The organism is Microbacterium sp. GXF0217 (assembly GCF_054798195.1).
Genome location: NZ_JBSJZG010000003.1, coordinates 246,277 through 272,670 on the forward strand (window position 1 = coordinate 246,277; position 26,394 = coordinate 272,670).

The following is a 26,394-nucleotide window of genomic DNA, read 5'->3' on the forward strand; positions in this document are numbered from 1 at the left end:
AACCATGTCAACGACGACCGCACCGCGCCGTGCCTTCGACGCGCTCATCGCCGAGCGGGGACTCGCGTTCGGCGGCGACTACAACCCGGAGCAGTGGAGCCCCGAGATCTGGCGCGAAGACGTCGAGCTCATGCAGCAGGCCGGCGTGAACCTCGTCACGGTCGGCGTGTTCAGCTGGGCCGCGATCGAGCCGACACCCGGTGCGCGCGAGTGGGCATGGCTGGACGAGGTGCTCGATCTGCTGCACGACGGCGGCATCGCGGTCGACCTCGCCTCGCCCGTCGCCTCACCGCCGCCGTGGCTCGGCATCCGACACCCGGAGACGCTGCCGGTCGACCGCGACGGCGTCCGCCTGATCCCCGGATCGCGCAACCAGTTCTCGCCGGCATCCCGGGTGTACCGGCAGCACGCGGCGGCCATCACGCGAGACCTCGCCGAGCGGTACGCCGAGCATCCGGCCGTGCGGATGTGGCACGTCGGCAACGAGTACGGCCAGATCGATCACGGCGACGAGGCCGCGCGGGAGTTCCGGCTCTGGCTGCGCCGCCGCTACGGCACGATCGAGGCGCTCAACGACGCCTGGGGCACGACCTTCTGGTCGCAGCACTACGCCGACTTCGACGAGATCCTGCCTCCTCGACGCATGCCGTACCTGGTGAATCCGACCCAGTCGCTGGACTTCCGCCGCTACAGCTCGGATCAGCTTCTCGAGTGCTACCGCGAGCTGCGCGATGTCATCCGGAACACGGGGGCGACCCAGCCCGTCACGACGAACTTCATGGGCTTCCACGCGCTCACCGACTACTGGGCGTGGGCCGACGACGTCGACGTCGTCTCGGATGATCAGTACCCCGACCCCGCGGCGCCGCAGGCGCCAGTCGACATCGCGCTCGTGCAGGATCTCATGCGCTCGCTCGGCGGCGGGCGCTCGTGGGTGCTCATGGAGCAGGCGATCAGCGCGACCTCGTGGCGCGAGCACAATCTGCCGAAATCGCCGCTGCGCGCGCGACGCGATTCGCTGCAGGCGGTCGCCCGCGGCGCGGATGCGGTGTGCTACTTCCAGTGGCGCCAGGCCAGGGCCGGCGCGGAGCGCTTCCACTCGGCGATGCTTCCGCACGCCGGGGCCGACACCGACGTGTTCCGCGGGGTGCGCCGCCAGGGCGACGATCTGAAGAAGCTGTCCGCGGTCGCGGGCGCTCGGGTGGACACCGCTGTCGCGATCCTGTTCGACTGGTCGTCGTGGTGGGCCGGCGAGGAGCCGGCCAGGCCGACCGCGCGGCTCCGCACCATGACCGAGATCGCGCGCTGGTATCGCGAACTGTGGCGCCGCGGCGTCGCCGCTGACGTCGTCCCAGCGGGGTCCGATCTGACGGGCTACCGGACGATCCTCGTACCGCACGCGTACATCGTCGAACCGGCGACCGCGGCGGCTCTGCGCCGCGCTGTCGAGGCCGGGGCGCACGTCGTCATCGGCCCGTTCAGCGGCGTGGCCGATGAGAACGCGCAGGTGCTCACCGGGCGATCGCCCGTGCTGCTGCGGGAACTGATCGGCGTGAGCGGCGAGGAATGGGGCGGTGTCCCTGACTCCGGCAGCCCGCTGGCGATGGACGAGCGATGGGATGCCGGTCGCGCACTCTCCGAGCCGTCCGCGTGCATCATCGCCGAGCGGTTGCGCGCCGAGGGTGCCGATGTGCTCGCCCGCCATGCCGGCGGAGAGCTCGCCGGTGTCCCCGCCATCGCCAGGCATGACGTCGGGGAGGGGACGGCCTGGTACCTGGGTGCCGTGGTCGACGACGCGACGCTCTCCGCGCTGATCGGGGACGTGCTCACCGCGGCGCGCATCGTCGACGCGTTCGGCGGCCCCGCTGGGCTCCTCCCCGAGGGGCTCGAGGCGGTGCGTCGCGGAGACGTGCTGTTCCTGCTGAACCACACCGACACCCCCATGGACATCGCGGTGGACGGGTCGCGCGTAGACCTGCTCACCGGAGAAGAGACGAACGGCTCCGTCGGCATCGCGCCCGGCGAAGTGCGAGCACTGACAGAAAGGCGCACCTGGTGAAGTTCACCGATGGCTACTGGCTCACCCGACCGGGTCTGGCCCCGCTCTACGCGGCCGAGGTCGACGACATCCGCATCGATGCGGAGGCCGGGACCATGACGGTCTACGCCCCGACCGCGACGATCCGTCATCGCGGCGACACCCTGAACCGGCCGATGCTGACGATCACGTTCTCGTCCCCGGCATCCGGTGTCGTGAAGGCCCGCGTGCAGCGCCACGCCGGACGCATCGCCGCAGGGCCGGACTTCGAGACGTTCCCCGAGGCCGGCTTCGTGCCCACCGTGTCGCTCGACGACGCGCAAGGGGTTCTGGAGACCGGCGACCTGCGCGTCGTCGTGTCCCGCGAGGGCGCGTGGGATGTGCGCTTCGAGCAGGACGGGCGCGTGCTCACCCGCTCGCTGCCTCGATCGATCGGACACTTCACCGCTGACGACTCGTTCCGCGCGGACGGCGGACCGCAGACGCGCGCCGGCGACACCTGGGTGCACCAGCAGCTCTCGATCGAACCGGGCGAGCGCGTGTTCGGCTTCGGCGAGCGCTTCGGTGCGTTCGCGAAGAACGGCCAGGTCGTCGACTCGTGGAATGCCGATGGCGGCACATCGAGCGAGCAGTCGTACAAGTCGGTGCCGTTCTACGTCACCAGCCGGGGGTACGGCGTGCTGGTCGACAGCCCTGACCGGGTGTCGTTCGAGGTCGGCAGCGAGGTCAACTCGCGCGTACAGTTCTCGGTGCCGGGGGAGACCCTGGACTACTACCTGTTCGCCGGCCCCACGCCCAAGGACGTGCTGACCAGGTACACCGCATTCACCGGCCGCCCGGCGCGCGTCCCGGCGTGGTCGTTCGGCCTCTGGCTGACGACATCGTTCACCGCGGAGTACGACGAGGCCACCGTGAACGGCTTCATCGACGGCTTCGCCGAGCGCGACCTGCCGCTGAGCGTGTTCCACTACGACTGCTTCTGGATGCGGGAGTTCCAGTGGACCGACTTCGAATGGGATCCCCGGATGTTCCCGGACCCCGAAGGCCAGCTCGCGCGTCTGCACGAGCGAGGGCTGAAGATCTCGGCGTGGATCAATCCCTACATCGCTCAGCGTTCCGCGCTGTTCGCCGAAGCGGCAGAGAAGGGGTACCTCCTCCGGCGCACCGACGGCGGCGTCTGGCAGTGGGACCTCTGGCAGGCGGGCATGGGCATCGTGGACTTCACGAACCCGGAGGCGGCCGACTGGTACGTCGGGCACATCGAACGCCTGATGGACCAGGGCATCGACACCTTCAAGACCGACTTCGGCGAGCGGATCCCCTCCGAGGGCGTCGTCTGGCACGACGGATCCGACCCCGTCCGCATGCACAACCATTACCCGCGCCTGTACAACGAGGTCGTGTTCCGCGCGCTCGAGCGGCGTCGCGGAAAGGGCGAGGCCGTGCTGTTCGCTCGCTCGGCGACCGCCGGGACCCAGCAGTTCCCCGTGCACTGGGGCGGCGACAGCGACTCGACCTTTCTGTCGATGGCCGAATCGCTGCGCGGCGGTCTCTCGCTCTCGATGAGCGGCTTCGGCTACTGGAGTCACGACATCGGCGGGTTCGAGGGCACGCCGGATGCCGGACTCTTCAAGCGCTGGCTCGCCTTCGGCCTGCTGTCCTCGCACTCGCGCCTGCACGGTTCGAGCTCGTTCCGGGTGCCGTGGCAGTTCGACGAGGAGGCGGTGGAGGTCACGCGCCTGTTCACGAAGCTGAAGATGCGTCTCATGCCGTATCTGGCGGGCGCGGCCGAGCAGGCGGCGGCGTCCGGCATCCCGATGATGCGGCCGATGGTGCTCGAGTTCCCCGACGACCGCAGCGGCTTCGACGCCGACACCCAGTACATGCTCGGCGACGCGCTGCTGGTCGCGCCGGTGTTCGATGCCGACGGTCACAGCGAGTACTACGTGCCGTCCGGGGTGTGGACATCGCTCCTGGACGGCACGGAGGTCGATGGCAGCCGGTGGCTGCAGGAGACGCACGACTATCTTTCGGTGCCGCTGCGCGTCCGCCCGGGGACCGTGCTGCCCTGGGGCAGCACGGATGACCGCCCCGACTACGCCTGGGCGGACGGCGTCGTGCTCCGCTGCTTCGCGCTGCCGGACGGATACGACCGCATCACCACGATTCCCGGCCACGACGGCACCCCGGCGACGACGTTCCGGGTGCGCCGTGAGGGCGACCGCATCATCGCCTCGAGCACGGATGCCGCGGCATCCTGGTCCCTGGCGAGCGGGAACGTCTCGGCGACCGCCGACGGCGCGGGCGAGCTGCAGATCACGATCGAGGAGACCCGCTGATGCTGTTCCGCGACACCACGGCCTCGGTGGCCGACCGCGCCGCCGACCTCCTGTCCCGGTTGACGTCCGATGAGCGTCTCGCGATGCTGCACCAGGCGGCTCCGCCCATCGAGCGACTCGGAGTCCCCGAGTACCGCACCGGCTGCGAGGCGCTGCACGGCGCCGCCTGGCTGGGCACGGCGACCGTCTTCCCGCAGCCGGTGGGGCTGGCCGCGACCTGGGACACCGACCTGATCGAGCGCGTCGGCGACGTCGCCTCGACCGAGGTGCGCGCGAAGCGGGCCGAGAATCCGCTCGTGAGCCTGAACGTGTGGGCACCGGTCGTGAACACGCTGCGCCACCCCGCGTGGGGGCGCAACGAGGAGGGGTACTCCGAGGATCCGCACCTGACGGCGGCGTTCGGCACCGCGTACGCGCGGGGCCTGCGCGGACGCCACGAGCGCGTCTGGAAGACGGTTCCGGCGCTCAAGCACTTCCTCGCCTACAGCAATGAGACCGACCGTTCGGCGACCTCGTCGGAGATGTCGCTGCGGACGCTGCACGAGGAGGAGCTCCCCGCCTTCCGCGGGCCGATCGAGCGCGAAGCCGCCGGCAGCATCATGCTCGCGTACAACCAGGTCAACGGCTCGCCGGCGCACACCCAGCCCGAGCTCACCGACGAAGCGCGCAGCTGGGCGCCAGGGTCGCTGGCGATCGTATCGGATGCCGGAGCACCCACGTTCGTCGTGTCCGTGCAGGGCGCGCAGCCGGACATGGCGCATGCCGCTGCGGCTCTGGTGCGCGGCGGAATGGACTCGTTCACCGACAACGACGCCGATGCGACGCCGACCCTCACCCACCTGCGCGCAGCGCTCGAGGCGGGGCTGCTCGACGAGGCCGACATCGATCGTGCGGCGCTCCGCCTGCTCGAGATGCGCGTCCGCAGCGGCGAGTTCGATGGCGACGCCGACCCGTTCGCGGGGATCGGCGTCGACGCGATCGACGCACCGGCGGCGAGAGAGCTCGCCCGCGAGGCCGCCGGCGCGGGTGTCGTGGTGCTGCGCAACGACGACGGCGTGCTGCCGCTCGCGGCCCCGCGATCGATCGCGGTGGTCGGCCCCCTGGCGGATCTCGTCCTCACCGACTGGTACTCCGGCACGCCCCCGTACGCGGTCGGTGCGGCCCGTGGGCTCGCCGAGCGCTACCCGGATGCCGAGGTCCGCGTCGAGACGGGTGCGGACACCATCGCGCTCCGCTCCACGAGCACCGGAGCCTACGTGCGCTCCGACGACGCCGGCGCGCACGTCGCGGCGGTCGCCCCGTCGGCGACGGAGGACGCGCTGTGGGATCTCACCGACTGGGGCGACGGCATCCTGACGCTCCGCTCGCACGCCTCGGGACGCCTCCTGACCGGCGGTGCCTGGCCGATGCGGGCCGACGCGGAGCGGGTAGGCGGGTGGGTCGTGCAGGAGAGCTTCCGCAGGCACGTGCATCCGGACGGGACGTGGTCGCTGCTGCACCTCGGCTCCGGCCGGTGGGTGCGCATCTCGCGCGAAGTCGGCATCGTGCTGGCCGAGGGCGTGACGCTCGACCGCGCCGAGCGGTTCGCGGTGCGGACCGTGCGCTCCGGCACCCAGGCGGTGGCGGAGGCCGCGGCATCCGCGGATCTCGCCGTCGTGGTCGTCGGCAACGATCCCCATCTCGCCGGCCGCGAGACCGAGGACCGCCCGCACCTGTACCTGCCCGAGGCGGCGAGCGGGATCTGGCGCACGGCGCACGAGACGGGCACGCCGACCATCCTGACGATCGTGTCGAGCTACCCGTACGTGCTGGGCGACGCGGCGACCGCCGCGACCGTGGTGTGGTCGAGTCATGCCGGCCAGGAGCTCGGTCGGGGCCTCGCCGATGTCCTCAGCGGCGACCGCGAGCCGGCAGGGCGGCTGGCGCAGTCCTGGCCGGCTGACCCTGCTCAGGCGGGCGACCTGTTCGACTACGACACGCAGCGGCAGCAGGCGACGTACCGGCATCAGCCGGCCCCGTACGCGTTCGCGTTCGGCCACGGCCTGACGTACGCCGACGTCGCGTACGAGGGTGTGTCGGTGTCCGCGCAGGACGCGACGGCCCCGGCGCCCTCGCACCGGCATCCCGCCTTCGGTGAAGCCGGCGAGGCGACCGCGACCGTGCGCGTCGCGAACCGCGGCGAGCGGGCGGCGGAGGAGCTCGTCCAGGTCTACGGGCTCGCGCCGGAGGGCTTGCCGATCCGACCCGCACGGCGACTGCTGCTCGGGTACCGGCGCGTGCGGCTGGAAGCGGGGGAGACCCGCGACGTGGAGATCTCGTTCCAGCTCGCCCGCTTCGCCGTGTGGGATCCCGATGCCAGGGTCGCCGGAGCGGTCGACGACTGGCTGCACCAGGGTGCGCTGCGCGTGCAGCCGGGGGCGTACCGGATCGCGGCGGGGGCGTCAGCGGACGACCTGCCGGTCCAGGCGACCCTCTTCATCGGCTGACGGGTCGGCGCGCGGATACGATGGATGCCGTGACCGCCGCCGACCCTCTGCTCCCGCTGTCCCCGTACCGGCAGATCGATCGCGCGGAGTGGGCGCGGCTCGCGGCGGATCTCGATCAGCCGCTGAGCGAGACCGAGGTCGTCGAGATCCGCGGCATCGGCGACCGACTCGACCTCACCGAGGTCCGTGAGGTGTATTTGCCGCTCAGCCGGCTGCTGAGCCTCTACGCCACGTCGACGAAGCGGCTCGGGGCGGCCACGAGCGCGTTCCTTCAGGAAGACGACACCACGACGCCGTTCGTCGTCGGCGTCGCCGGGTCCGTCGCCGTCGGCAAATCGACCATCGCTCGTCTGCTGCGCGAGCTGATGAGCCGCTGGCCCGGCACACCGCGGGTGGAGCTCGTGACGACGGACGGGTTCCTCTACCCGAACGCCGAGCTCGAGCGTCGCGGTCTCATGGAGCGCAAGGGATTCCCGGAGTCGTACGACCGCCGCGCGCTGATCTCCTTCCTCACCGAGGTGAAGTCGGGGGCCGCCGAAGTGCGGGCGCCGTTCTACTCGCACATGCGGTACGACATCGTTCCCGATGCGCACGTCGTCGTTCGTCGCCCCGACGTGGTCATCGTCGAGGGGCTCAACGTGCTGCAGCCGCCGCCGGCGCCGAACGACGTGGCCGTCAGCGACCTGTTCGACTTCTCGATCTTCGTCGATGCCGACACGTCGCACATCGCGAGCTGGTACGTCGAGCGGTTCCTCGCGTTGCGCCAGGGGGCGTTCAGCAACCCGTCGTCCTACTTCAACGTGTTCGCGCACCTCACGGATGACGAGGCGGTGCAGACCGCGATGGGGTACTGGAACGAGATCAACATGCCCAACCTCGTCGAGAACGTCATGCCGACCAGGCACCGGGCGCGACTGGTGCTGAACAAGGGCGCCGATCACGCGGTCGAGAGCGTGCTGCTGCGCAAGCTCTGACCCGCCATGGCCGATACGGGGCGTCCGGTATTGTTCGGGACCCTCGCAAAAATCCGCGCTTACCCTTATGAGCATGTGTGGAATCGTCGGATACGTGGGCCCGCGGCCCAGCCAGGACATCCTTCTCGCCGGCCTCGCCCGCCTCGAGTACCGCGGCTACGACTCCGCCGGCATCGCCGTCATCGATGAGGACGGCGGGCTCGGCATGCGCAAGAAGGCCGGCAAGCTGGCCGTCCTGCGCGACTCGCTCGCCGACAGCCCCCTCGCGGAGGGCGCCACGGGCATCGGGCACACCCGCTGGGCGACGCACGGCGGCCCGACGGACGTCAACGCGCACCCGCACCTGGCGGACGACGACAAGCTCGCCGTCATCCACAACGGCATCATCGAGAACTTCTCGGCGCTGCGCGATGAGCTGACCGCCTCCGGCGTGAGCTTCCGCAGCGAGACCGACACCGAAGTCGCGGCTGCGCTGCTCGGCCGCGCCTACCATGACAACGGCGGCGACCTGCAGCTCGCGTTCCGCAGCGTCGTCAACCGCCTGGAGGGCGCGTTCACGCTGCTCGCGCTGCACCAGGACCACCCGGGTCTCGTCGTCGGTGCCCGCCGCAACTCCCCGCTCGTGATCGGCCTCGGCGAGGGCGAGAACTTCCTCGGCTCCGACGTCGCAGCCTTCGTCGAGCACACCCGCAAGGCGCTCGCGATCGGTCAGGACCAGATCGTCTCGATCACGCCCTCCGAGGTGACCGTCACCGACTTCGCGGGCACTCCGGTCGAGGCCGAGCCGTTCGAGGTGTCCTGGGACGCCGCCGCCGCCGAGAAGGGCGGCTGGTCGTCGTTCATGGCCAAGGAGGTCGCCGAGCAGCCGGAGGCCGTCGCCAACACGATCCGCGGACGCATCCAGGACGGACAGGTCGTCATCCCGGAGCTCGACGGTCTCGACGAGCTGTTCACCGGCATCACGCGTGTGATCATCACGGCGTGCGGCACGGCATCCTACGCAGCCCTCGTCGGCAAGTACGCGATCGAGCAGTGGGCCCGCGTCGCCGTCGACGTCGAGCTCGCGCACGAGTTCCGATACCGCGACCCGGTGATCGGCGCCGACACGCTCGTCGTGTCGATCAGCCAGTCCGGCGAGACCATGGACACGCTCATGGCTGTCAAGTACGCCCGTGAGCGCGGCGCGCGCACGCTGTCGATCTGCAACACGCAGGGGGCGACGATCCCGCGCGAGTCGGATGCCGTCGTCTACACGCACGCCGGCCCCGAGGTCGCCGTCGCCTCGACCAAGGCGTTCTCCGCGCAGATCACCGCCCTGCTGCTGCTCGGTCTGCACATGGGCCGCGTCCGCGGCGCCGTCGCGGATGCCTCGGTGGAGGTCGCCGAGCTGCAGGCGCTGCCGGAGAAGGTCGCCAAGGTGCTCGAGAGCGAGCAGGAGCACGTCTCGCAGCTCGCCGGCTGGATGGCGGACACCCGCTCCGTGCTGTTCCTGGGGCGTCATGTCGGCTTCCCAATCGCACTCGAGGGCGCGCTCAAGCTCAAGGAGATCTCCTACATCCACGCGGAGGGCTTCGCCGCCGGTGAGCTCAAGCACGGTCCGATCGCCCTGATCGAGGCCGGGCAGCCCGTGTTCGTGCTGGTGCCGTCGCCGCGGCACTCGGCGCTCGTGCACGCCAAGGTCGTCTCGAACATCCAGGAGATCCGCGCCCGCGGCGCCAGGGTGATCGTGGTGGCCGAAGAGGGCGACGCCGCCGTGCTGCCGTTCGCCGACGAGGTCATCCGCATCCCGCTCGCCGGCGCGCTGTTCGAGCCGCTGCTGTCGGTCGTCCCGCTGCAGATCTTCGCGATGGCGCTGGCCACGGCCAAGGGCCTCGACGTCGACCAGCCGCGCAACCTGGCCAAGTCCGTCACGGTGGAGTGAGCCGGGCGGCTCGTTCGCCGCGCAGCTCCGGGGGCTCTGGTCGGGGCGATCGGCGTCGACGGCACCTGCGCGGGTAGGCTGAATCGGTGATCATCGGGACGGGCATCGACATCGTCGACATCGCACGCTTCGAGCGGACGATGCAGCGCACTCCGCGTCTCATGGAGCGCCTGTTCGCCCCGGCCGAGCGGTCGCTGCGCCTGCCGTCCCTCGCCGCGCGCTACGCCGCCAAGGAGGCGCTCATCAAGGCGCTCGGCGGGTCCGACGGCGTCCGATGGATCGACATCGAGGTCGCGTCGGAGGAATCCGGTCGCCCCCGCTTCGACCTGAGCGGCAGCACGGCGGACGTGGTCGCCGACCGCGGCATTCTCACCCTCCACCTGTCCCTGAGCCACGACGCCGGCCTCGCGGCCGCGTTCGTCGTGGCGGAAGGAGAGCCGCTGTGACCACTCCGTTCCGCGAGGCCTCGATCGACCTCGATGCGATCGCCGACAACGTGCGGCACCTGCGTGCCCTCACCGGGGTCGACGTGATCGCCGTCGTCAAGGCGGATGCCTACGGGCACGGCGCAGCGACCGCGGCCGTCGCCGCGCTCTCCGGGGGAGCGACCAGGCTCGGCGTCGCCGAGATCGCCGAGGGCCTGAATCTGCGTCGGCAGGGCATCCACGCGCCGATCATGGCCTGGCTGCACCAGCCGGGCGAGCGGTTCGTCGAGGCGGCGGCCGCCGATATCGAGGTCGGCATCTCGTCGTTCGATCAGCTGGAGGCGGCAGGCAATGCGGCGTCCGTGGATCGTCCGGTCGGCATCCACCTCAAGATCGAGACCGGCCTCAGCCGCAACGGGATCGCCCCCGGTGACTGGCAGCGCGTCTTCGCCGAGGCCGCCAGGCTCGAACGCATCGGGCGGGTCCGGATCATCGGCCTGTTCAGCCATCTCTCCAATACGTCGCCGCAGGACGATCGCACGGCGCTCGCCCGCTTCGAGCAGGGCGTCGAGGCGGCAGCGGCCTTCGGCATCCATCCCGAGATCCGCCACATCGCCGCGACGGCCGCCGCGATCGACCTGCCGGAGACGCGTCTGGATGCCGTCCGCATCGGCATCGGAATCTACGGGCTGTCTCCGTTCGAGGACCGCTCGGCCGGCGAGCTCGGGCTCCGCCCCGCCATGACCCTGCGCGCCGCCGTCGCCGCCGTGCGCCGCGTGCCGGCCGGCACCGGCGTCTCGTACGGCTACGTGCACCGCACCGATCGGGAGACGTCGCTCGCGCTCGTCCCACTCGGGTATGCCGACGGCGTGCCGCGGCAGGCGTCCGGCCGAGGGCCGGTGACGATCGGCGGACGGCGCTTCACCGTGGCCGGCCGCATCGCGATGGACCAGTTCGTGGTGGACGTCGGCGATACGCACGTCGCGGTCGGCGACGAGGTCGTGCTGTTCGGAGATCCGACGCTCGGGGTGCCGTCGGCCACGGAATGGGCGAACGCGGCGAGCACGATCAACTACGAGATCGTCACCCGCATCGGTCCCCGCGTTCCGAGGCGCGGGGTATGAGCGTCGATCCGGCGTTCCTCGGTCGCCGTGAGGTCGCCACGGCCGAGGAGATGGAGCAGCTCGGCCTCCGCATCGGCGAACAGCTCGTGGCCGGAGACCTGCTCGTCCTCACCGGACCTCTCGGGGCAGGGAAGACGACGTTCACGCGCGGCCTCGCCGAGGGCCTCGGCGTCCGTGGACCGGTGCAGAGCCCGACGTTCGTGATCGCGAGGACCCATCCGTCGCTCGTCGGGCGCGCGCCGCTCGTGCACGTGGACGCGTATCGGCTCGGCTCCGCCGCCGAACTCGACGACCTCGACATCGACTTCGCGCGCTCCGTGGTCGTGATCGAGTGGGGGCGGGGCATGGCGGATGCCGTGGCCGACGCCTGGTGGGACATCGAGCTCTCGCGGCCCATCGGCGGCGCGGAGGGCGTTGCGGACGAGGATCTGGATGCCGACGCACCGCGCGTCGTGGAGATCGCCCGCGTCGAGCGGTGACGGAGTCGGGGCCGACTACCCTGGAAGGGTGATCCTCGCTGTCGACACCTCGCTGGGCTCGGCCGTCGCCATCGTCGACGGTGACGGAGCACGACTCTCGGACGCCGCCAGTCCCGACCCGCTCGGCCACGCCGAGGTGATCGGCGATCTGCTGACCAGCGCACTCGCCGATGCGGAGGCGGAATCGATCACGCACGTCGTCGCCGGCATGGGGCCTGGTCCCTTCACCGGGCTGCGCATCGGCATCGCCACCGCGCGCGCGTTCGCACTCGGCCGCGGCGTCGACGTCATCCCCGTGCCGAGCCACTTCGCGCCCGCGCTCACCGAGCTCGAGCAGGATCCCGCGGCCGGCCCTTTCGCGATCGTGACGGATGCCCGACGTCGAGAGGTCGCGATCACGGTCTTCGACGGACTCGATGCCGACGGCATCCCGAGCATCGCGGCCGACACGATCCTCGTGCCGCGCGTCGATGCCGAGGCGCACCTCGCCGGCATCCGTGCGGTCGAGATCGCCGAGCTGGATGCGGCCGCCCTCGCCAGGGTCGGGCTCCGTGCGGTCGCAGCCGGACGCGCCCTCGCCGGCGACGAGCCGCTGTACCTCCGCCAGCCGGATGTGACGCTTCCCGGCGCGCCGAAGAAGGTGGGCTCGTGATCCGCCGCGCGACGCCTGAGGACCTCGACGGCATCATGGCGATCGAGCATGCGTCCTTCCCGACCGATGCATGGAGCGCGGAGACGATGGCTGCCGAGCTCGCGGGGGAGCACAGCCACTACCTCGTCGACGAGGAGGACGACGGTGTCGTCGGCTATGCCGGGCTGCGCTCGATGCGCGGATCGTCGGATGCCGACATCCAGACGATCGCTCTGCTCGAGGCGCACCGCGGTGCGGGACGCGGGCGCGCGCTGCTGACCGCGCTGCTGGCCGAAGCATCCCTTCGAGGAGCCCGCGAGGTGTTCCTCGAGGTCCGTGCGGACAACCCGGGGGCTGAGGGCCTCTACGCGTCCGAGGGATTCGCCGAGCTGGGTCGGCGCCCCCGGTACTACCAGCCGGACGGCGTCGACGCGATCGTCATGCGGCTGGATCTGCGGGCGTGGGATGCGCGGCATCCGACGGACCGGACACCGAAGGAGACGACGGCATGAGCGAACCCCTGGTGCTCGGCATCGAGACCAGCTGCGACGAGACCGGGATCGGCATCGTCCGCGGGCGGACGCTGCTGTCGAACACGATCGCCTCGAGCATGGACGCGCACGCCCGCTACGGCGGCGTCGTGCCCGAGGTCGCGGCGCGCGCGCACCTGGAGGCGCTGCAGCCCTCGATCGAGGCGGCGCTCGCCGAAGCGCAGGTGCGCCTGGAGGACCTGGATGCCGTCGCAGTCACATCGGGACCCGGACTGGCCGGCGCGCTCATGGTCGGCGTGGGGGCGGCGAAGGGCCTCGCGGTCTCGCTCGACAAGCCGCTGTACGCCGTCAACCACCTCGTCGGGCACATCGCCGCCGACATCCTGACGCCGGATGCCGAGCCGCTGGAGTATCCGACGATCGCGCTGCTCGTGTCCGGCGGCCACACATCGCTGCTGCACGTGCGCGACTTGACTACCGATGTCGAGCTTCTCGGCGAGACCATGGATGACGCGGCCGGCGAGGCCTTCGACAAGGTGGCGCGGCTGCTGTCGCTGCCGTATCCCGGCGGACCGGAGATCGACAGGGCGGCCGTCGAGGGCGACCCTCGCGCGATCCGCTTCCCCCGCGGGCTGTCGCGGGCATCGGACATGGAGAAGCACCGGTACGACTTCTCGTTCTCCGGACTGAAGACCGCGGTCGCCCGCTGGGTCGAGCGCTGCGAGGCCGAGGGGAGCCCGGTGCCGGTCGGCGACGTCGCGGCGAGCTTCCGCGAGGCCGTCGTCGATGTTCTCGTCACGAAGGCGCTCGCCGCCTGCAACGACCTCGGCGTCCCCCGCCTGCTGCTCGGCGGTGGCGTGATCGCGAACCGTCGGCTGCGCGAAGTCGCCCTCGCACGCGCCGAGGCCGCCGGCGTTACCGTGCGGATCCCGCCGCTGTCGCTGTGCACCGACAACGGCGCGATGATCGCGGCTCTCGCCGCCGAGCTGATCGCGTCAGGGCGTCCGGCTTCGACGCTCGCCTTCGGTGCGGATTCGACGCTGCCGGTGACCGAGATCCAGGTGGCGCCGCAGGCCGGGGCCGCGGTATGAGCGATCTGCCGCGCGAGCCGCGCGTCGAGGGTGCAAGCCCCGAGGTCGAGAGGCCAGCGGGCACCACGCGCCTGCCCGGCGCACGTCGGGAGGGGTATTCGAAGCTCCCGACAGGGCCGGTGGGAGTCGAGCCTGTCGTGGCGAGCGGCCCCGACCCGGATGCCCTGGGTTCCTGGGAGCCCGGCACCACGGAGCCGATCGCGCAGGATCCCTCGCGCCTCGCGCCCTGGGCCCTGCTGGCCGCGATCGTCGCACTCATCGCCTCGTTCTTCGTCGGCTGGGGGATCCCGGTGGCGATCGTCGCCGTCGTCGCCGCGATCATGTCGCTGCGCCGACCGTTGGAGAGCAGAGCGGTCGCGATCTGGGCTCTGGTGCTCGGGAGCATCGCGACGGTGTACAGCGCCGGGTGGCTGATCTGGGCGGCGATGCAACCCGGGATCTTCGGGTAGTCGGATGCTGTCCTCGGGGGAGGCGGGCACTGCGGGAGCGGCCGCGGAGGGCGGATGCCCTGATCCTGTCTCGCCTCGGCGTGACAGACGGCCGGCCCATCGACGGGGCGTCCGGCGACGCCGAGTGAGGGGAGACCGACGGTGACGGACGGCGTTGACGACGACGAACTCCGCGATCTGCGCGCGAAGGCGTACGGCCCCGGCGGTCGGCTGACGGATGCCGAGGCTCGGCGGCTCCAGGAGCTGGAGGCGCTCGTGCGGGGCACCGGCGCGGAGCGGCCCGGAGGGGCCGACGCGAATGCCGTACCGCTGCCGGACGGGCGACCCGCAGGCGGGGATGCTCCCGACTCTCTGCCATCGGGCGGGGCACCAGTGCCGGCGGGAGCGCGAGCGGAGGGCATTGCATGGACCGCCGATTCCGCAGGAGATGCAGGCAGCGACGACAGAGCCGCCGCCGCGGAGGCCGCGGAAGCCGACGCGACCGCTCCTGCTGAGGACGGCGCGCGCCGTGGCATCCGTACGCGTCGGTGGTTCCCGTACGCAGCGGTCGGACTGGTGCTGCTGATCGGGTTCGGCATCGGCTTCGTCGTCTTCGGGCAGAGCGTCCTGCGGTCGGTCGCGCTCTCGCTCGCGGTCGGAGCGGAACAGGTGGCGTTGGAGGCCGACGGCGACTACGACCCCGGGTCGATCACACCGCTCGGGCAGTCGCACGGGGCGACGATCTGGCGCGCGACGCGGGACGAGGGGGAGGAGCAGTGCCTGCTTCTCACCCTCGATGAGCAGAGCGAGTCGAACTGCGTGCCAAGTGAGCAGTTCGGCCAGCAGAACGGCGGACTCTATGCCTCGCTGAACATGTCCGCGGGGGAGGGGGATGATGCGAGCGAGCTCAGCGTCAGCGTGGTCCGCGACATCCACGGCGATCTCGTCGTCGTGGCCCAGGTCTACGATCCGAACGAGTCATGGGACTGGCGGTCGCAGTACACCGAGGAAGAGCTCGCGATCGTCGATCGGATCGAGAGCGAGACCGGCATCAGCGGCGAGTCCCTGCAGCTCGTCGGCTATGACGGCGATCGACCGGTCTGGCAGGACTACAGCGGATCGAGCGCGTGCGTCATCGTCGCCGTGGTCGGCTCGGTCGAGCGCGCATGCGCCGATGACGCCAATGCCACGGTCGTGCTGGAGATCGCGAACCCCGACGGCACCGTGACCGGGTATCGCGTGACGATGTCGGATCGGCGGGGACCGATGCTCACGATCGAGCGCGAGTCGTCAGCCGGGACGGATGCCGCGATCGACGACAAGACCGGCGACGTCGAGCCGTGAGCCTCACACCCGGTCGGCGAGCACGGCGATCCGCTGAGCGCCGACCCGCACGAGGATGAGCGTTGCGCTCTGCGACCCGCTCAGCTTGAGCTTCTTGCGGAAGGCGGCGGGGTCGATGTCCATGCCGCGCTTCTTGATCTCCAGCGTCCCGATGTCGGCCTTCCGAAGCGCCGCGTTGATGGCCTTGACGTTCGCCGGCATCGACTCCCGTACGCGGAACGACTGCACGAACGGACTCGTCACTGCGGCATCCCCGGTCAGATAGGCGATGTGCTCGTCGAGCATCCCGGCATCCAGGCTCCGGGCGACGTCGCCGATCAGCCGGGCGCGGATCACCGCGCCGTCCGGTTCGTGCACGAAGGAGCCGAGCGGACGGACCTCGGCGTCCTCGGCATCCGCTCCGGCCGTGAGCTCATGCGATTCGTCGCCGCGGATCACGAGCGCCGCACGGCGCACGCCGTCCCGCGCAAGCGCTCCGGTCCAGACGACGAGCTCGACGACGCTGCCGTCTGCGCTGACCCATTGCGCCTCGGCATCCTCGGGGAGCGCATCGCGATCGTGGCCGGGGCCGAGCTTGATGCCGGTCGGGATGCGGGCCGCGACGTCGAAGGCCCAGTCCAGCGAGGGGGAGTAGTCGGATGCCGTGACGCGCCGCGTCTCGCCGTGACCGGAGGTGCGGCGGGCGGGGTCCAGCCAGATCGCGGTGCTGCCATCGCCTCGAAGATCTGCGCGATCGTCGGAGGGATCCGCCGAATCCCGCCCGACAACGTCTGAATCTCCGAAGATGGTGCGCACCGCCTCCTCGGCGGTCCCGTGCGACACTGACGCATCCTCGCCGAACGTCGCGAGGTTGTACGCGGAGATCGCGGCGGTGACCTCATCGGCGTCGACAGCGGTCACGCCGAGGCCGGCACCCGCGAACGCGAGGGAATCGCCGCCGATGCCGCAACCGAGGTCCGCCACGTGCCGGATGCCGGCCGCGCGCATGCGCCCGGCGTGCCGTGCCGCGACGCCGAGCCTGGTGGCCTGCTCGAGGCCCGCCTGGGTGAACAGCATCCGCTCGGCGAACGGACCGAACTTCGCAGCCGCCTTGGTGCGCAGCCGTGCCTGGCCGACGACGGCCGACACGAGCTCGGGGGAGTGCCCGGCCGCCCGCAGTCGAGAGACGACCCTCGCGACGTCCGTCGTGGACTCGATGCCTCCGACGTCGTCGAGCAGGCGCAGTCCGTCCGGGGTGAGCAGGGCGGCGAGCTCGGTCATCTCCACCGGTTCAGCCTACGCGGCGGGTGTTCGCCCAGCGCGTTACGCCTCACTGGCACTCGCATTGCGTGAGTGCCAGCCGACGTCCTACACTGGCATTAGCACTCTCGGGTTGAGAGTGCGAACGAGTCTTTCGTGTCAGCGTCAAGAAAGAAGAGGTAGACCGTGTCGGTTTCCATCAAGCCGCTCGAGGACCGCATCGTCATCAAGCAGGTCGAGGCCGAGCAGACCACCGCGAGTGGACTGGTCATCCCCGACACCGCCAAGGAGAAGCCCCAGGAAGGCGAGGTCGTGGCGGTCGGCCCCGGCCGCATCGATGACAACGGCAACCGTGTTCCGCTCGACGTCGCCGTCGGCGACCGCGTGCTCTACAGCAAGTACGGCGGCACCGAGGTGAAGTTCGGCGCGGACGAGTTCCTCGTCCTGTCGGCCCGCGACGTCCTCGCGGTCGTCGTTCGCTGATCTCAGCGACCTTCGCTTCGAAGGCCCGGATGCTCAGGCATCCGGGCCTTCGTGCGTCATGCTTCGTGCGTTTCCTGCCATCGTCGCCCGCAGCGGCATCCAGGGCCGGATGCCGGTCGTAGGGTTGATCAGTGATCACGACGTCCGCCCCACGCACCGAGCAGACCACCGGAGTCCTCTACGCCACCGGTGCCTACCTGCTGTGGGGCGTCCTTCCGCTGTACTTCCTGCTTCTCGTGCCGACGGGGCCGTGGGAGGTCGTCGCCTGGCGGGTGCTGTTCTCGCTGCTGTTCTGCGTGATCCTGCTCGCGATCACGCGCGGCTGGCAGCGCCTCTGGGCCATCGTCCGGCAGCCGCGGCTGCTCGGCCTCACCGCGCTCGCCGGACTCCTCATCTACGTCAACTGGCAGGCGTTCCTCATCGGCACGCTCGACGACAAGGTCGTAGAGACGGCGCTGGGCTATTTCATCAACCCGATCACCACGGTGCTGCTCGGCGTGTTCATCCTGCACGAGCGGATGCGGCGGCTCCAGTGGGTCGCCGTGGCCATCGCAGCGCTCGCCGTCGTCGTGATCATCGTCGCCTACGGCACGGTTCCGTGGATCGCGCTCACCCTCACGCTCTCCTTCGGCTTCTACGGCCTCATCAAGAAGAAGATCGGGCCGTCGGTGGATGCCGTCAGCGGGCTGACCCTCGAATCCTTCTGGCTCATTCCGATCGCCGTCATCCAGCTCATCGCGGTCGGGATGACGACCGGCATCACGATCGGGAACAGCGGGGTCTGGCACACGGTGCTGCTGTGCTTCGCCGGAGTCGCGACCGCGGTGCCCCTGCTGCTGTTCGCCTCGGGGGCGCGGCGCATCAACCTCACCGTGATCGGGATGATCCAGTTCATCACTCCGATCATGCAGTTCATCATCGGCGTGATGATCCTGCACGAGCCGATGCCGACCGAGCGCTGGATCGGCTTCATCCTGGTCTGGGTGGCCGTCGGGGTCTTCGTCGTCGACCTGCTGCTCGCGGCGCGACGGCACCGCCGCACGCCGGCTCCCGAGCCCGTCTGAGCAGTTTCCGCGCCACCGTCATCAACGCGAAACAAGATCGTTAGCGCACCGATACCCGCGGGTATGTGGCCCGGTCATAGGGTTAGACCACCCGAGCGTGGCGTCGCCATGTTCGCTGTTGTCGAAGGAGCAATATGAACGGTTTGCAGGGTTCGCGCCCCAAGCTTCTGGCAGGAATCGCCCTGCTCGGTGCATCGGCGCTGGTCATCGCGGGATGCAGCAGCACCCCGCCAGCCCCCGAGTCCTCCGAGGGATCGGAGTCGACCAATGAGCGCCCCGAGAACGTCGACCTGACGCTGAATCTGGGTTCGCTTCTTCCCGCTACCGGTACCCTCGCCTTCCTCGGCGCACCGATGGAGGCGGGCGTCCAGCTCGCGGTCGCGCAGATCAACGAGGCGGATGCCGGCATCCAGGTCGAGCTGACCAGCGAGGACGAGGGCGACCTGGACAACAAGGCGTACGAGACCTCGATCACCAACCTCCAGAGCGCCGGAATCACGGCCATGGTCGGTGCGGCCTCGTCGAGCGTCACCAAGCTGATCCTCGATGGCAACGCCGGTGCGGGCATCCTCACCGTTTCGCCGTCGAACACGTCGCCGGACTTCTCCGGGATCAACGACCTCTACTTCCGCACGGCTCCGAGCGACCTGCTGCAGGGCGAGGTCCTGGGCAACCAGATCGCCGAAGACGGGCACAAGACCCTCGGCATCATCTACCAGAACGACCCGTACGGCACCGGCCTGTTCGAGGCCATCAAGGCCACGTTCGAGAGCACCGGCGGCGAGGTCGTCGCCGACGCCTCCTACAACCAGGGCGACGGTCAGTTCAACGCCCAGGTGCAGACCATCTCGGCTGCGGCACCGGATGCCGTCGCTGTGGTGTCGTACGACCAGTTCGCGACCATCGCGCCGCTGCTCGGCAACGCGGGCATCGACACGGGCGCTCTGTACCTCGTCGACGGCAACCTGAAGGACTGGCCGGACCTCCCCGTGAACCTCGAGGGATCGAAGGGCACGCGCGCGGGGGCCGAGCTGCCGGACGACTTCATCGACCAGCTCAACGAGGTCTGGACCGCCGAGGGCAACGAGCCCATCGACGCGCTGACCTACTCGGCTGAGGCGTACGACGCCGCGACGCTCATCGCGCTGTCGGCCCTGTACGCGGTCTCGGTCGAGGGCGCGGACATCGCCGGTGCCATGCGCACGGTCTCGGGTGGCGAGGGCGACGGCGAGAAGTGCACGAGCTTCGCCGACTGCGCCGACATCATCAACGACGGCGGCACGCCCGACTACGACGGCTACTCCGGAGAGGTCACGTTCGACGAGAACAACGACCCGAAGGGTGCGGCCATCGGTGTCTACGAGTTCGACGCGGAGAACATGCACGCCCGCATCAAGTAACTCGCACACGAAAGGGCTCCGGATGCCTCGGCATCCGGAGCCCTTTCGGGTGTTGCGGCCGCGGTCGAGATTCGAACCGTTCGCGCCTAAGCGGCGTCGGTGCCGAGGGTGCCGAGGTACAGGCCGATGACCTTGGGATCGTTCAGCAGGTCGCGACCCGAGCCCTCATACGCATCGCGTCCCTGATCGAGCACGTAGCCCCGGTCGCAGATCTGCAGGCAGCGTCGGGCGTTCTGCTCGACCATGATCGTCGTCACGCCCGCCTTGTTGATGTCGGACACCCGGATGAACGCGTCATCCTGGCGCACCGGAGACAGACCGGCCGACGGCTCGTCCAGCAGCAGCACCGACGGGTTCATCATGAGCGCGCGCGACATCGCGACCATCTGGCGCTCGCCGCCGGACAGCGATCCTGCCCGCTGCTTGAGCCGCTTGCCGAGCTCGGCGAAGATCCCGGTGACGAACTCCAGCCGCTCCGTGAACGCCTTCGGGTTCTGGTAGAGACCCATTTGCAGGTTCTCCTCGATCGTGAGCGAGGGGAACACGTTGTTCGTCTGCGGCACGAAACCCACGCCTCTGGCGACGAGCTTGTCGGCCTTGAGCCCGACGATGCTCTCGCCGTTCACTGTGATGTCGCCCTGGCGCACCTGCACCATGCCGAAGATCGACTTCAGCAACGTCGACTTGCCGGCACCGTTCGGGCCGATGATGCCGATGAGCTCGCCCTGGCGAGCGATGAGGTTCGCTCCGTTGAGGATGTTGACTCCTGGCAGGTATCCGGCATGCACGTCGGTGAGCTCGACGACGACGTCGCGGGTGTCCTCGGTCATGGCTTGCCCTCCTGTGCGTCGTCGGACGCGATCTCGGCTTCGGCCTCGGTCTCGATCTGCTCGCGCATCCGTTCGGCCGCGGCGTCAGACACCACGGAGACGCGGCCGGTGACCGCACCGAGATCGACGTCCTGGTGGGCGCCGAGATAGGCATCCACCACTGCTGGGTCCGCCATCACCTCGTCCGGCGGGCCCTCGGCGACGACGCGACCCTCGGCCATCACGACCACCCAGTCCGCGATGTGGCGCACCATGTGCATGTCGTGCTCGACGAACAGCACGGTCATGCCGAGATCCTTGAGGCTGAGGATGTGCTCGAGCAGCGACTGCGTCAGCGCCGGGTTGACGCCGGCCATCGGCTCGTCGAGCATCACCAGCGTCGGGTCGCTCATGAGCGCACGCGCCATTTCGAGCAGTTTGCGCTGACCGCCGGACAGCGATGCCGCGAAGTCCTTCTCCTTGGCATCCAGCTTGAAGCGTGCGAGCAGTTCGCGGGCGCGCTGCTCGATCTCCGCCTCCTGGTCGCGCCAGAGGAAGGGGAACAGGCTCGCCCAGAATCCCTCGCCGCGCTGGTGCGGGGCTCCGAGTTTCATGTTCTCGAGCACCGTCAGCAGGGACAGGGACTTGGTGAGCTGGAACGTGCGCACCTGTCCCATCTGCGCGACCTTGAACGAGGGGACTCCCGAGAGGTTCTTCCCATCGAACGACCACGTGCCGGAGTTCGGCTTGTCGAAACCGCAGAGCAGGTTGAACAGCGTCGTCTTTCCGGCGCCGTTCGGACCGATCAGCGCGGTGATCGCGCCGCGGGGGATCTCGAGGTGGTCGACATCGACGGCCGTCAGACCGCCGAAGCGGCGGGTCACATGATCGGCGACGAGGATCGGGTCGACCTTCGCGACGCCGGGAGCCGCAGGACCCTTCGTGAGCCCCGTGGTCTTCGCGCGCGGTGCCGATGCGGCCGGCTGCGCGGCATTCGATTCACTTGACAAAGGTCATCTCCCTCTTGTTTCCGAGGATGCCCTGCGGCCGGAAGATCACGATCAGCATCAGGACGACGCCGATCAGGACGTACCGCACCATGTCGGCCTGGGCTGCGGTCATCGGCAGCAGTCCGGCGTCCGCCATGGCCGGCAGGAGGCTGCCGAGGAAGGCGAAGACGACCCAGAACAGCACGGCGCCGAGCGTCGGTCCGAGGACGGTCGCCGCGCCGCCCAGAAGCAGGATCGTCCACAGGAAGAACGTCAATGACGTCGAGTAGCTGCCGGGGATCACAGCGGACGGCAGCACGAACACGATGCCGCCGAGCGCCCCGAGCACACCGCCGACGACGAGCGCCTGCATCTTGTACGCGAACACGTTCTTGCCGAGCGAGCGGACGGCGTCCTCGTCCTCGCGGATGCCCTTGAGCACGCGCCCCCACGGGCTGCGCATGAGCGCCCACACCAGCAGGACGGCGATCGCCAGCATGATCAGTCCGAACACGCGCACCCAGAGGTCGTTGGCGTTGTACGTCCACGGGCCGAAGCCGTAGGTGCCCGGGGGGAACGGATTGATGTCGCGGAAGCTCTGGTGATACCCGGACAGTCCGCCCGCCGAGTTCGTCCACTTCTTGAACAGCTCGGTGAGGAACAGCAGACGCACGACCTCGGCAGCCGCGATGGTCGCGATGGCGAGGTAGTCGGCCCGCAGTCGGAGGGTCGGGATGCCGAGGATCAGCGCGAACAGCGCGCCGCCGATCAGGCCGATCAGCATGCCGATCCACCACGGCAGGCCGAAGCTGAGGATCGAGATCGCGTAGCCGTAGCCGCCGACCGCCATGAATGCGGCCATGCCGAAGTTCAGCAGGCCGGTGTACCCGAAGTGCACGGCGAGTCCGGTCGCCGCCAGGGCGTAGGCCATGGTGGTCGGGCTGAAGAGATACGCGGCGGTGTTGCCGAAGATGTTGCCGAAGTCCATGCGTCAGCCCAACCTTTCCTTGCGGCCGAGCAGACCCTGGGGTCGTACCAGCAGGATCACGATCAGCGCGACGAGGGCGCTGGCGTACTTGAGGTCGCTCGGTACCCCGAGCAGCGTCGACACCTCGACGGCGAGCCCGACGATGATCGATCCGATCAGGGCGCCGATCGCCGACCCGAGGCCGCCGAGCGTGATCGCGCAGAAGATCAGGAGCAGCATCTGCATGCCCATGTCCCACTTCACGCCGGGGCGGAAGTACGCCCACAGGATGCCCGAGATCGCGGCCAGGATGCCGGCGACGATCCAGACGATCCGGATCACCTTGTCGACGTCGATGCCGGATGCCGCGGCCAGCTGCGGATTGTCCGAGATCGCCCGGGTGGCCTTTCCGACCCTGGTGCGCGTGAGGAAGAACGCCACACCGAGGATCGCGATCAGGCTGACGCCCATCGCGATCATGTCGATGTACGAGAGCGAGATCGGGCCGAGCTTGATCGGCGTGGGGCTGGCGCCGGGCAGCTGATACGTGCCGCCGCCGATCATGAACTGCAGGGCGTAGCGCAGGGCGAGCGACAGCCCGATGCTGACGATCATGAGCTGGACGACCCCGAGGCCGCGACGGCGGAGGGGACGCCAGAGCCCGGCATCCAGAGCCCATCCGAGCAGGCCGCCGGCGATGATCGCGGCGATGATCCCGAGCCACATCGGCAGGTGCCAGAACGACGTGACCAGCAGGGCGACGACCGCGCCCCACGTGACCATCTCGCCGTGCGCGAAGTTCGACAGCTTGGTGGTGCCGTAGATGAGCGCAGCGCCCATCGACGCCAGGCCCAGCAGCAGGCCGAAGTTCAGACCGCCCACCATGCGCGACAGCAGCTGGTCGATGAACGAGGTCGTCTCGCGGACGCCTTCGCCGAGGAACAGGTTGACGATCTTGGTCCCGGTGAGTCCGAACTCGACCTCGAACGATGCCGTCGTCCCCGAGAGGGGCTGCATGCCCTCCGGCAGCTGGGTCGCGTCGACGATCACGCCGTCGGGGAGGGTGTCCTCATCGACGGTGAGCACGTAGGTCGCGGCCTCTGGGACGTAGAGACGCCACCGGCCTTCGGCATCCGTCTCGGTCTCCGCCTCGAAGCCGTCGCCCTCCACCGACATGGTGACGTCGGCGACGGGGGAGTCGTCGAAGGTGATGACACCGGCGAGATAGAAGTCGGTGACCTCTTGGCCGTCGTCGGTCTCCTCAGCGGATGCCGATGCGACGGCTGCGGCCGGCGACGGCGCTTGGAGGGCCAGGAAGGCGAAAGCGATGAGCGTCCCGATCAGGGCGATCGCCCATCGGATTCCGCTCCGCTTCGCCGAGATCGTCGGACTCACAGAACCTCCCGTCCAGTACACAGGCCAAGACGGAGTTGTGCATCGGCCCTGATGTACGACGGTATGAGCGTAGTGTGTCGATTCTGTTTCGGCCAATGCACGATCTGCTCACGTTCTGGCCGCGAACGCGTCGCCTGTCCGTCTCGCGCGCGGGAATAGCACGGGCGTCCGCGGCGCTTAGGATTGATACACCCCGCGCCGCGCCCCGCCACACCAGGAGGATCATCCATGGACCAGCACGACCCGTTCGGATTCGTCGGACTCACCTACGACGACGTGCTGCTCCTGCCGGGGCACACCGACGTCATCCCGAGCGAGGCGGACACCTCCTCGCGGATCTCGCGCCGCATCTCCGTAGCGACGCCGCTGCTGTCCAGCGCGATGGACACCGTCACCGAGTCGCGCATGGCGATCGCGATGGCGCGCGAGGGCGGCATCGGCATCCTGCACCGCAATCTTTCGATCGCCGACCAGGCTGCGCACGTCGACCGGGTCAAGCGCAGCGAGTCCGGCATGATCACTGACCCGATCACCACGACGCCGGACGCGACGGTCGAAGAGGTCGACGCGCTGTGCGCGAAGTACCGCATCTCGGGGCTCCCGGTGGTCGACCCGACCGGCACGCTCGTCGGCATCATCACGAACCGCGACATGCGCTTCGTCTCCGGCTTCGAGCGCCAGACGACGTTCGTGAAGGACGTCATGACCAGCGAGGGTCTCGTCACCGCTCCGGTCGGCGTGGCCGCAGGTGAGGTCATCGCACTGTTCGCGAAGCACCGCGTCGAGAAGCTGCCGCTCATCGATGAGAACGGCAAGCTCGCCGGGCTCATCACGATCAAGGACTTCGACAAGAGCGAGAAGTACCCGCTCGCCACCAAGGACGAGCAGGGACGCCTCCGTGTCGGCGCCGCGATGGGCTTCTTCGGAGACGCGTGGGAGCGGGCAGAGGCGCTGCGGGATGCCGGGGTCGATGTCCTCGTGGTCGACACCGCCAATGGGCAGTCGCAGGGCGTCATCGATCTGATCCGTCGCCTGAAGTCGGACCCGACGTTCGAGCACATCGACGTCATCGGCGGCAACGTCGCGACCCGCGAGGGTGCGCAGGCGCTCGTGGATGCCGGTGCGGACGCGGTCAAGGTCGGCGTCGGACCCGGATCCATCTGCACGACCCGCGTGGTCGCCGGCGTCGGCGTTCCGCAGGTCACGGCCGTCTACGAGGCGTCGCTCGCCGCGCGCCCGGCCGGCATCCCGGTCATCGCCGACGGCGGTCTGCAGTACTCGGGCGACATCGCGAAGGCGCTCGTCGCCGGCGCGGACGCCGTGATGCTCGGCTCGCTCCTCGCCGGAACGGACGAGTCCCCGGGTGAGATCGTCTTCCAGAGCGGCAAGCAGTTCAAGCAGTACCGCGGCATGGGATCGCTCGGCGCGATGCAGACCCGCGGCAAGCAGACCTCGTACTCGAAGGACCGCTACTTCCAGGCCGATGTCCCCAGCGACGACAAGCTCATCCCCGAGGGCATCGAGGGTCAGGTCCCGTACCGCGGCCCGGTGTCCGCGGTCGCCTACCAGCTGATCGGCGGACTCCGTCAGTCGATGTTCTACGTCGGCGCGCGCACGATCGAAGAGCTCAAGACGCGCGGCAGGTTCGTCCGCATCACAGCGGCAGGGCTCAAGGAGTCGCACCCGCACGATGTGCAGATCGTCGTCGAGGCGCCGAACTACAAGAAGTAGGTCGTCACGACGAGGGGGACGGATGCCGTGGCATCCGTCCCCCTCGTCGTATCGTCGGAGAAATCCTCACCGTCAGACGGATCCGGGCGGATCCCTCAGACGCTGCGGATTTCTCCGACGCTGCTGTGGGCGCTGCGGACTCAGCCGCAGGTGTACGTGACCCCGTCGACTTCCCAGACGCCGGTGCCGAGCTCCGAGCAGATGACGGCGAGCCCGCTGAACACGGCGGCGGCCACCGAGATCGCGATGACGACCCAGAGGACCGTGAGGATCGCGCCGATGATGATGCCGGCGATCGACAATCCGCGCGGTGCGCCGATCTTGCCGAGCTTCACGGTCGCGACGATGCTGATGATCATGCCGATGAGCGGCAGCAGGAACGCGAGGACGAACCCGGTGATGGCCAGGCCGCGGCCGGGAACTGGCGCCGGGGCGGCGCCGGGGTACGCGGGCGCGGAGTACGCGGGAGGTGCGTAGCCGCCGGACGGCTGCTGAGCGGCCGGCGCAGCAGGAGGGGTGTAGTCGGGCTGCGTGGGATCAGTCATT

The 26,394-nt window shown here is 69.6% G+C and carries 23 protein-coding genes; 17 read left to right on the forward strand and 6 right to left on the reverse strand.

Annotation, left to right across the window (positions count from 1 at the left end):
- Positions 1–4: 4 nt before the first annotated feature.
- The 13 genes from ACWAT3_RS07400 (at position 5) to ACWAT3_RS07460 (ending at position 15,771) form a co-directional block, all read left to right on the forward strand.
- The gene (locus ACWAT3_RS07400) at positions 5–2,059 is read left to right on the forward strand and encodes a beta-galactosidase (RefSeq protein ID WP_460797144.1); all 2,055 of its coding nucleotides are present in this window, start codon (positions 5–7) and stop codon (positions 2,057–2,059) included.
- Positions 2,056–4,377 carry an alpha-xylosidase gene (yicI, locus tag ACWAT3_RS07405; protein ID WP_460797146.1) on the forward strand — a complete coding sequence of 774 codons (2,322 nt, stop codon included), beginning with the start codon at positions 2,056–2,058 and terminating at the stop codon, positions 4,375–4,377. Before ACWAT3_RS07400 ends, yicI begins: the two co-directional genes overlap by 4 nt.
- The gene (locus tag ACWAT3_RS07410; RefSeq protein WP_460797148.1) at positions 4,377–6,863 is read left to right on the forward strand and encodes a glycoside hydrolase family 3 C-terminal domain-containing protein; all 2,487 of its coding nucleotides are present in this window, start codon (positions 4,377–4,379) and stop codon (positions 6,861–6,863) included. The genes yicI and ACWAT3_RS07410 overlap by 1 nt, the downstream gene beginning before the upstream one ends.
- Before the next feature lie 20 nt (positions 6,864–6,883).
- The gene (coaA, locus tag ACWAT3_RS07415; RefSeq protein WP_460797149.1) at positions 6,884–7,837 is read left to right on the forward strand and encodes a type I pantothenate kinase; all 954 of its coding nucleotides are present in this window, start codon (positions 6,884–6,886) and stop codon (positions 7,835–7,837) included.
- A gap of 73 nt (positions 7,838–7,910) precedes the next feature.
- Entirely contained in the window at positions 7,911–9,758 is a 1,848-nt protein-coding gene (gene glmS, locus ACWAT3_RS07420; RefSeq protein ID WP_460797151.1) for a glutamine--fructose-6-phosphate transaminase (isomerizing), read from the forward strand.
- 86 nt (positions 9,759–9,844) lie between these two features.
- Positions 9,845–10,204 (forward strand): holo-ACP synthase, encoded by a 360-nt coding sequence (locus ACWAT3_RS07425; RefSeq protein ID WP_460797153.1) that lies wholly within the window; start codon positions 9,845–9,847, stop codon positions 10,202–10,204.
- Positions 10,201–11,307: an alanine racemase gene (gene alr, locus ACWAT3_RS07430; RefSeq protein WP_460797155.1), complete on the forward strand. Its 1,107-nt coding sequence runs from the start codon at positions 10,201–10,203 to the stop codon at positions 11,305–11,307. Before ACWAT3_RS07425 ends, alr begins: the two co-directional genes overlap by 4 nt.
- Complete coding sequence (tsaE, locus tag ACWAT3_RS07435) at positions 11,304–11,786, forward strand: tRNA (adenosine(37)-N6)-threonylcarbamoyltransferase complex ATPase subunit type 1 TsaE (RefSeq protein WP_460797157.1); 483 nt, start codon at positions 11,304–11,306, stop codon at positions 11,784–11,786. Before alr ends, tsaE begins: the two co-directional genes overlap by 4 nt.
- Before the next feature lie 28 nt (positions 11,787–11,814).
- Complete coding sequence (tsaB, locus tag ACWAT3_RS07440) at positions 11,815–12,438, forward strand: tRNA (adenosine(37)-N6)-threonylcarbamoyltransferase complex dimerization subunit type 1 TsaB (RefSeq protein WP_460797159.1); 624 nt, start codon at positions 11,815–11,817, stop codon at positions 12,436–12,438.
- 35 nt (positions 12,439–12,473) lie between these two features.
- Positions 12,474–12,929, forward strand: a complete 456-nt coding sequence (gene rimI, locus ACWAT3_RS07445; RefSeq protein WP_460797733.1) for a ribosomal protein S18-alanine N-acetyltransferase — start codon at positions 12,474–12,476, stop codon at positions 12,927–12,929.
- The gene (tsaD, locus tag ACWAT3_RS07450) at positions 12,926–13,999 is read left to right on the forward strand and encodes a tRNA (adenosine(37)-N6)-threonylcarbamoyltransferase complex transferase subunit TsaD (RefSeq protein ID WP_460797161.1); all 1,074 of its coding nucleotides are present in this window, start codon (positions 12,926–12,928) and stop codon (positions 13,997–13,999) included. Before rimI ends, tsaD begins: the two co-directional genes overlap by 4 nt.
- On the forward strand, positions 13,996–14,448 hold the full coding sequence (locus ACWAT3_RS07455; protein WP_460797163.1) for a hypothetical protein: 453 nt from the start codon (positions 13,996–13,998) through the stop codon (positions 14,446–14,448). The genes tsaD and ACWAT3_RS07455 overlap by 4 nt, the downstream gene beginning before the upstream one ends.
- A gap of 141 nt (positions 14,449–14,589) precedes the next feature.
- Positions 14,590–15,771, forward strand: coding sequence for a hypothetical protein (locus ACWAT3_RS07460; RefSeq protein WP_460797164.1), 1,182 nt, complete (start codon positions 14,590–14,592; stop codon positions 15,769–15,771).
- A gap of 3 nt (positions 15,772–15,774) precedes the next feature.
- Here ACWAT3_RS07460 and ACWAT3_RS07465 read toward each other — a convergent pair whose 3' ends face one another.
- Entirely contained in the window at positions 15,775–17,037 is a 1,263-nt protein-coding gene (locus ACWAT3_RS07465) for a THUMP-like domain-containing protein (protein ID WP_460797166.1), read from the reverse strand.
- Positions 17,038–17,196: 159 nt separating this feature from the next.
- Here ACWAT3_RS07465 and groES point away from each other — a divergent pair, with 159 nt between their 5' ends.
- The 3 genes from groES to ACWAT3_RS07480 all read left to right on the forward strand — a co-directional run bounded on the left by groES (position 17,197) and on the right by ACWAT3_RS07480 (position 19,957).
- On the forward strand, positions 17,197–17,493 hold the full coding sequence (gene groES / locus ACWAT3_RS07470; protein WP_017203655.1) for a co-chaperone GroES: 297 nt from the start codon (positions 17,197–17,199) through the stop codon (positions 17,491–17,493).
- A 134-nt stretch (positions 17,494–17,627) separates the two neighbouring features.
- Positions 17,628–18,557: an EamA family transporter RarD gene (rarD, locus tag ACWAT3_RS07475; protein ID WP_460797735.1), complete on the forward strand. Its 930-nt coding sequence runs from the start codon at positions 17,628–17,630 to the stop codon at positions 18,555–18,557.
- A 134-nt stretch (positions 18,558–18,691) separates the two neighbouring features.
- Entirely contained in the window at positions 18,692–19,957 is a 1,266-nt protein-coding gene (locus ACWAT3_RS07480) for an ABC transporter substrate-binding protein (protein ID WP_460797168.1), read from the forward strand.
- An 86-nt stretch (positions 19,958–20,043) separates the two neighbouring features.
- Here ACWAT3_RS07480 and ACWAT3_RS07485 read toward each other — a convergent pair whose 3' ends face one another.
- The 4 genes from ACWAT3_RS07485 to ACWAT3_RS07500 are packed head-to-tail and all read right to left on the reverse strand — an operon-like array spanning position 20,044 to position 24,117.
- Complete coding sequence (locus tag ACWAT3_RS07485) at positions 20,044–20,787, reverse strand: ABC transporter ATP-binding protein (RefSeq protein ID WP_460797170.1); 744 nt, start codon at positions 20,785–20,787, stop codon at positions 20,044–20,046.
- On the reverse strand, positions 20,784–21,776 hold the full coding sequence (locus ACWAT3_RS07490; RefSeq protein ID WP_460797171.1) for an ABC transporter ATP-binding protein: 993 nt from the start codon (positions 21,774–21,776) through the stop codon (positions 20,784–20,786). The genes ACWAT3_RS07485 and ACWAT3_RS07490 overlap by 4 nt, the downstream gene beginning before the upstream one ends.
- A complete protein-coding gene (locus ACWAT3_RS07495) occupies positions 21,766–22,743 on the reverse strand; it encodes a branched-chain amino acid ABC transporter permease (RefSeq protein WP_460797173.1) in 978 nt (325 codons plus the stop codon). Before ACWAT3_RS07495 ends, ACWAT3_RS07490 begins: the two co-directional genes overlap by 11 nt.
- A gap of 3 nt (positions 22,744–22,746) precedes the next feature.
- Positions 22,747–24,117 (reverse strand): branched-chain amino acid ABC transporter permease, encoded by a 1,371-nt coding sequence (locus tag ACWAT3_RS07500; RefSeq protein ID WP_460797175.1) that lies wholly within the window; start codon positions 24,115–24,117, stop codon positions 22,747–22,749.
- A 228-nt stretch (positions 24,118–24,345) separates the two neighbouring features.
- Between ACWAT3_RS07500 and guaB the strand changes: the two genes are divergently transcribed.
- Positions 24,346–25,848 carry an IMP dehydrogenase gene (gene guaB / locus ACWAT3_RS07505; RefSeq protein WP_460797177.1) on the forward strand — a complete coding sequence of 501 codons (1,503 nt, stop codon included), beginning with the start codon at positions 24,346–24,348 and terminating at the stop codon, positions 25,846–25,848.
- A gap of 140 nt (positions 25,849–25,988) precedes the next feature.
- Here the strand turns inward: guaB and ACWAT3_RS07510 are convergent, their stop codons facing one another.
- Complete coding sequence (locus tag ACWAT3_RS07510; protein ID WP_460797179.1) at positions 25,989–26,393, reverse strand: DUF4190 domain-containing protein; 405 nt, start codon at positions 26,391–26,393, stop codon at positions 25,989–25,991.
- Position 26,394: the final 1 nt, after the last annotated feature.